The organism is Paraburkholderia sp. XV (assembly GCF_020177535.1).
Classification (GTDB): Bacteria; Pseudomonadota; Gammaproteobacteria; order Burkholderiales; family Burkholderiaceae; genus Paraburkholderia; species Paraburkholderia caribensis.
In genome coordinates this window covers 1-6,047 of record NZ_JAGUUD010000213.1, presented here as the reverse complement: position 1 = coordinate 6,047, position 6,047 = coordinate 1, and the positions used below count along the sequence as shown (strand labels likewise).

6 protein-coding genes and 1 pseudogene are annotated in these 6,047 nt (G+C 60.6%); 6 read left to right on the top strand and 1 reads right to left on the bottom strand.

Features of this window, described 5'->3' with window-relative positions; all coding sequences use genetic code 11:
* Positions 1-158, top strand: a pseudogene (locus KFO72_RS40975) (oxalate/formate MFS antiporter); the annotation flags it as partial.
* A 220-nt stretch (positions 159-378) separates the two neighbouring features.
* On the opposite strand, the gene KFO72_RS40970 reads toward KFO72_RS40975, so the two are convergent.
* Positions 379-759 carry a hypothetical protein gene (locus KFO72_RS40970; protein ID WP_374727133.1) on the bottom strand — a complete coding sequence of 127 codons (381 nt, stop codon included), beginning with the start codon at positions 757-759 and terminating at the stop codon, positions 379-381.
* 278 nt (positions 760-1,037) lie between these two features.
* Between KFO72_RS40970 and KFO72_RS40965 the strand changes: the two genes are divergently transcribed.
* From KFO72_RS40965 to KFO72_RS40945, 5 genes are all read left to right on the top strand, one after another.
* Complete coding sequence (locus KFO72_RS40965) at positions 1,038-1,757, top strand: GntR family transcriptional regulator (RefSeq protein ID WP_036000887.1); 720 nt, start codon at positions 1,038-1,040, stop codon at positions 1,755-1,757.
* Positions 1,758-1,988: 231 nt separating this feature from the next.
* Positions 1,989-3,728, top strand: a complete 1,740-nt coding sequence (oxc, locus tag KFO72_RS40960; RefSeq protein WP_054932602.1) for an oxalyl-CoA decarboxylase — start codon at positions 1,989-1,991, stop codon at positions 3,726-3,728.
* Between the two features lie 26 nt (positions 3,729-3,754).
* A complete protein-coding gene (gene frc, locus KFO72_RS40955) occupies positions 3,755-5,005 on the top strand; it encodes a formyl-CoA transferase (RefSeq protein ID WP_054932601.1) in 1,251 nt (416 codons plus the stop codon).
* 121 nt (positions 5,006-5,126) lie between these two features.
* On the top strand, positions 5,127-5,558 hold the full coding sequence (locus KFO72_RS40950) for a PAS domain S-box protein (protein ID WP_225034488.1): 432 nt from the start codon (positions 5,127-5,129) through the stop codon (positions 5,556-5,558).
* Positions 5,559-5,644: 86 nt separating this feature from the next.
* Positions 5,645-5,881, top strand: coding sequence for a hypothetical protein (locus tag KFO72_RS40945; RefSeq protein WP_036002312.1), 237 nt, complete (start codon positions 5,645-5,647; stop codon positions 5,879-5,881).
* Positions 5,882-6,047: the final 166 nt, after the last annotated feature.

Below are 6,047 nucleotides of genomic sequence, written 5' to 3'. Positions count from 1 at the left end.
ACCTGGTGTTCATCGTCTCGGCGGTGATCACGATTGCGGCGGGCGTGTCGGCGAAGTTCGTGCTCGCACCGATGCGCGCACGGTGGATCGAGTCGGGAACGTCTGCATCCGCGTCGTCGGCTAATGCGTCCCGGTTGAGCGCAAGCTCGGGCGAATGAGGTACGGCGCCCTTGCGGCGCTGCGGGTTCATCATTGAAATCTTCAAGCGGTGCGCGGCCCGGAAGGGCAGCGTGCCGCTTTGTCTTTTTGTCCGCTTCAATCTCGCGCGTTTACGCGGAATTCGCTCTCCCGGCAATTGACGCGCCAATAAAAAATCTCCCGCGCTTCGTCAGCGCGGGAGATTGCTTGCGTCCTGCTCGATATACGTCTTGCCGTGCTTCAGGCACCTGCAAGAGCAGGCACGCCGTCATCGGAAAAGTACTGCGAAAACGAAAAGCCGGAACGGTTCGAACGAAGTGCGTCGGCCGGCGCGTCGATGCGCGTCGGCAGCACCTCGGGCGTATGCGCGCTCTTCTTCGCGAGAATCGCCGCGCTCAGAAACTCGGCGCTGTACGCGCTGAGCAAATGCGCCTGATGCGCCTCCAGATAAGCGACGACGCGAGCATGCTCGCCGTCGATCGTCGCAAGCGACGTCAGCGTTTGCGCGTCCCAGCGGAAACGCAAACCGAGGTCGGCGAATGCGCTGTTGAACGCGCACAGTTGCGCCTCGATTGCGCGTTCGTAGTGAGTCCGGTGTTGATCGTGTGCGTTGCGCATCATCCCCTCCAAATCGTCGATTGCGTGAAGACAGCTTAGGCGCGTCGATAGATTCACGATAGTTAAAGTTTTCTTTGAAAACTATTCACTAACATTTATGGAGAGTTTGCTGCAGACCTAGGGTGCAGGAGAATTGGTGGCGACAAGATATGTGATATACAGTATTGCACATATGCAAGACGGTACTTCAAGACATGTAAAAGGCCACGCGACCGCGCCTGATCCGGCGCTTGCGTTGAGCGGGCCGCCACCGTATTCGACAACGAGGAGACACGTCGACCATGTCCACCGACACGCAAGAAAATGTCCGCACGATCCCGTTGAGCCTGAACCTCACGCCGATCAGCGCGACAGCTTCGCTGCGGGATCAGGCGTACGCGCGACTCAAGCACGCGATCGCGAACACCGACATCTATCACTCGCGCACTGAAGTGCGGCTGGATGAGAAGGAACTGACCGAGGCGCTCGGCGTGAGCCGCACGCCCGTGCGCGAGGCAATGACGCTGCTCGAACAGGAAGGCTTTCTGCGCACCGTGCCGCGCCGCGGCGTGTACATCCTGCGCAAGACCAAGAAAGAGATCGTCGAGATGATCTGCATGTGGGCCGCGCTCGAAAGCGTGGCGGCGCGTCTGGCGACACAGCGCGCGTCGAACGAGGACATTGCGGGGCTGCGCGCGATGTTCGACGACTTCCATTCCGCAACGCCGACCGATCACATCGAGGAGTACTCCGAGGTGAACATCGCGTTTCACCAGGCGCTCGTCGAGTTGTCCGGTTCGCAGATCATCCTCGACACCATCAAGAACATCTTCATGCACGTGCGCGCGATACGCCGCATGACGATCGCGCAGAGCGACCGCGCTTCGCGTTCGATCGAAGACCACATGCGCATCATCGAGGCGCTGGAAGCGCGCGACACCGAGCGCGTCGAAGCACTGGTGCGGCAACACTCGCTCGACCTCGCGCTGTACGTCGAAGCGCACTGCGATTTTCTGGACTGAGGGCCGCCGCCACCGACAGATAACGACCCCAGGACTATCCCGAACGGGCGCTTGATGCGATGCACGATTCAGGCGCCCAGACCCTTCAGACACAAAGCGCTAGCCAACTTTTGCAATGCAGCAACACCGGATGAGACCTGAAGCACCTGCAAAAATCCGTTGACTAATATTGTGTTTGGAATATTGTATATCACGAGACGACACACAACACCCGGCCAAGGAGGAGACGTCATGGCAGATGTACTTGAGATCAGACCGCAAGAATCCGCTGAAGAGAACGCACAACAAACGACGGACGGTTTCCACCTCGTCATCGATGCACTCAAAGCGAACGATATCGACACGATTTTTGGTCTGGTCGGCATTCCTATCACCGACCTCGCGCGCCTCGCGCAAGCCGAAGGAATGCGCTTTATCGGTTTCCGTCACGAGCAGCACGCAGGTCATGCGGCGGCGATTGCCGGCTACATGACGCAAAAGCCCGGCATCTGCCTCACGGTGTCGGCACCTGGCTTCCTGAACGGCCTCACGGCACTCGCCAACGCAACGACGAACTGCTTCCCGATGATCCTGATCAGCGGATCGAGCGAACGTGAAATCGTCGACCTGCAGCAAGGCGATTACGAAGAGATGGACCAGCTGAACGCGGCGAAGCCGTATGCGAAGGCTGCGTATCGCGTGCTGCACGCGGAAGACATCGGCGTCGGCCTCGCACGTGCGATTCGCGCTGCCGTGTCGGGCCGTCCGGGCGGCGTGTATCTGGATCTGCCCGCGAAGCTGCTGTCGCAGACCATCGACGCCGTGAAAGCGAAGCAGTCGATCATCCGCGTGATCGACGCCGCGCCGCGCCAGTTGCCCGCGCCCGATTCCGTCAAGCGCGCGATCGATCTGCTGAAGGGCGCAAAGCGTCCGCTGGTGCTGCTCGGCAAGGGCGCTTCGTATTCGCAGGCCGACAAGGAAATCCGCGCGTTCATCGAGAAGACGGGCATTCCGTATCTGCCGATGTCGATGGCCAAGGGCCTGCTGCCCGACACGCACGAGCAATCGGCTTCGGCGGCGCGTTCGTTCGTGCTGGCCGAGTCGGATGTCGTCGTGCTGGTCGGCGCGCGTCTGAACTGGCTGCTGTCGCACGGCAAGGGCAAGACGTGGGGCAAGCCCAAGCAGTTCGTGCAGATCGATATCTCGGCGCAGGAAATGGATAGCAACGTCGCGATCGCGGCGCCTATCGTCGGCGACATCGGTTCGTGCGTCGCGTCGCTGCTCGACCAGGTCGGCGACGACTTCCCGCAGCCGCCGAAGGAATGGCTCGACGCCGTCAATCAGAAGAAGAACACGAACCTCGAGAAGATGGCCGCGACGCTCGCGAAGAATCCGTCGCCGATGAACTTCCACAGCGCGCTGCGCGTGCTGCGCGACATCGTCAAGGCGAATCCCGACATCAACGTCGTCAACGAAGGCGCGAACACCCTGGACTACGCGCGCGCCATCATCGACATGTACCAGCCGCGCAAGCGTTTCGACTCGGGTACGTGGGGCGTGATGGGTATCGGCATGGGCTTCGCGATCGGCGCAGCCGTGACGAGCGGCAAGCAGGTGCTGGCAATCGAAGGCGATAGCGCGTTCGGTTTCAGCGGCATGGAACTCGAAACGATCTGCCGTTACGACCTGCCCGTGTGCACGATCATCTTCAACAACAACGGCGTGTATCGCGGCACCGACGTGAACCCGACGGGCGGCAAGGACGTCGCGCCGACGGTGTTCGTGAAGGACGCGCGCTACGACAAGATGATCGAGGCATTCGGCGGCATCGGCTACAACGTGACGACGCCGGAAGAACTGGAGAAAGCGGTCAAGGAAGCCATCGCATCCGGCAAGCCGACGCTCATCAACGCAGTGATCGACGAAGCGGCCGGTACGGAAAGCGGACGCTTGACCAATCTGAACCCGCAAAGCGCGGCAATGAAAAAGTGACATCAGCCAACCACGGAGATACAAAAGTGAGCAAACCACTCGAAGGCGTCAAGATCATCGACTTCACGCACGTCCAGGCAGGTCCTGCGTGCACCCAGTTGCTTGCCTGGTTCGGCGCGGATGTGATCAAGGTCGAGCGACCCGGTTCGGGCGACGTGACGCGCAACCAGCTGCGCGACATTCCGGAAGCCGACGCGCTGTACTTCACGATGCTCAACAGCAACAAGCGTTCGCTGACGCTCGACACGAAAACGCAGGCCGGCAAGGAAGTGCTCGAAAAGCTGATCAAGGAATCGGACGTGCTGGTCGAGAACTTCGCGCCGGGCGCGCTGGACCGCATGGGCTTTACATGGGAGCGCATCAACGAGCTGAACCCGAAGATGATCGTCGCGTCCGTCAAGGGCTTCAGCGACGGCCACCATTACGACGACCTGAAGGTCTATGAAAACGTCGCGCAGTGCGCAGGCGGCGCCGCATCGACCACGGGCTTCTGGGACGGCCCGCCGACGGTCAGCGCAGCGGCGCTCGGCGACAGCAACACGGGCATGCATCTGGCCATCGGCATTCTCACGGCGCTGATTGGCCGCGACAAGACGGGCAAGGGGCAGAAGGTGGCCGTGTCGATGCAGGACAGCGTGATCAACCTGTGCCGCGTGAAGCTGCGCGACCAGCAGCGTCTGGACCGCGTCGGCTACCTCGAAGAGTATCCGCAGTATCCGCACGGCGAATTCACCGATGTCGTGCCGCGCGGCGGCAATGCGGGCGGCGGCGGCCAGCCGGGCTGGGTGCTCAAGTGCAAGGGCTGGGAAACGGACCCGAACGCGTACATCTACTTCACGGTTCAGGGACACGCGTGGGAGCCGATCTGCCGCGCGATCGGCAAGCCGGAATGGATCGACGACCCGGCCTACATGACGGCGCAGGCACGTCAGCCGCACATCTTCGATATTTTCAACACGATCGAAGAATGGCTCGCCGACAAGACGAAGTTCGAAGCGGTCGACATTCTGCGCAAGTTCGACATTCCGTGCTCGCCTGTTCTGTCGATGAAGGAAATCGCCAACGACGAGTCGCTGCGCAAGAGCGGCACGATCGTCGAAGTGGACCACAAGGCGCGCGGCAAGTACCTGACGGTTGGCAGCCCGATCAAGTTCTCGGACATGAAGCCCGAGATCACCGGTTCGCCGCTGCTGGGCGAGCACACGGAAGAAGTGCTGAAGGATCTGGGCTACAGCTTCGACCAGATCGCCAACTTGCGGGAAGCGAAAGTGGTGTAATTGTTCCCGGCGTAGCACTGGGCTCCGGGTTGCACGGAGAGAGACGGAGCCCACTCGAACAGCGCCCGCGTGGCGCTGTTTTTACTGAACGGCAGCGAGCCCATAACACACGAGCCCCTATATGCAAGCAGCCATCGATTTTGAACAACTGGTCAACGTGATCGGCGATGCCGTCGTGATTTCGGACGCGCACGGCGCGATTACGCTGTGGAATCCCGCGGCCGAGCGCATTTTCGGATTCACGCAGGAGGACGCGCTGGGTCAGTCGCTCGATCTGATTATTCCCGAGCGTTTGCGCGGGCGTCATTGGGAAGGCTATGAAAAGACCATGGCGACGGGACAGACGCGCTATGGCAACGATCTGCTTCGCGTGCCTTCTGTTCACAAGGACGGGCGCGCGCTGTCCATCGCTTTTACGGTTGCACTGTTGTATTCACCCGAGCGCGAATTGACGGGCATCGTCGCAGTGATCCGCGATGAAACCGCGCGCTTTCAGGAAGACCGCAATCTGCGCAAGCGCATCGCGGAACTTGAGGCGCGTGTTGGCGCCTGAATGTGCCTTTTGCGCTTTTTGTATTCGCTCGCGCGGTCAATATCAACGCCTGTCGTCGTTGCGGCGATCGGGTATGGAGAACATCGATGCGTGTGGAAATTGTTGGACCTTATCAGGTCGAGTTGTCGGCGATGCAGTTTATTCATAACGGTGGGTGGGCGGCGTTTGCCGCCGTTCGCAAACTGGATGATGGGGCAGAGGTCGCGGTTCATGTTCTGCCTTTTCAGCATGTTGTTGATCACACTGTGTTTGCTACTGAGGCGGCTGCTATTGCCGCTGCGCGCGGCGCTGTGTTTGAGGTTATTGGGCCGCAGGCGGGGTAGCGGTTTTTTGGCCGTGCGGCGCTGGGGTTCGCGTTACGGTGTTTGCTGCGCTAGCGGTTTTGGTTGTTTTGGTCTTTGCGGTGGCATCCGCGTTACGTTAGCTCGCTTCAGGCGTTGCCCCTGTGCGGGGCGGCACCTACTTTTCTTTGCCGCCGCAAAGAAAAGT

Coding starts and splice junctions, on each gene's coding strand:
- KFO72_RS40970 (WP_374727133.1), bottom strand. CDS start 759: ATGATGCGCAACGCACACGATCAACACCGGACTCACTACGAACGCGCA.
- KFO72_RS40965 (WP_036000887.1), top strand. CDS start 1,038: ATGTCCACCGACACGCAAGAAAATGTCCGCACGATCCCGTTGAGCCTG.
- oxc (WP_054932602.1), top strand. CDS start 1,989: ATGGCAGATGTACTTGAGATCAGACCGCAAGAATCCGCTGAAGAGAAC.
- KFO72_RS40950 (WP_225034488.1), top strand. CDS start 5,127: ATGCAAGCAGCCATCGATTTTGAACAACTGGTCAACGTGATCGGCGAT.
- KFO72_RS40945 (WP_036002312.1), top strand. CDS start 5,645: ATGCGTGTGGAAATTGTTGGACCTTATCAGGTCGAGTTGTCGGCGATG.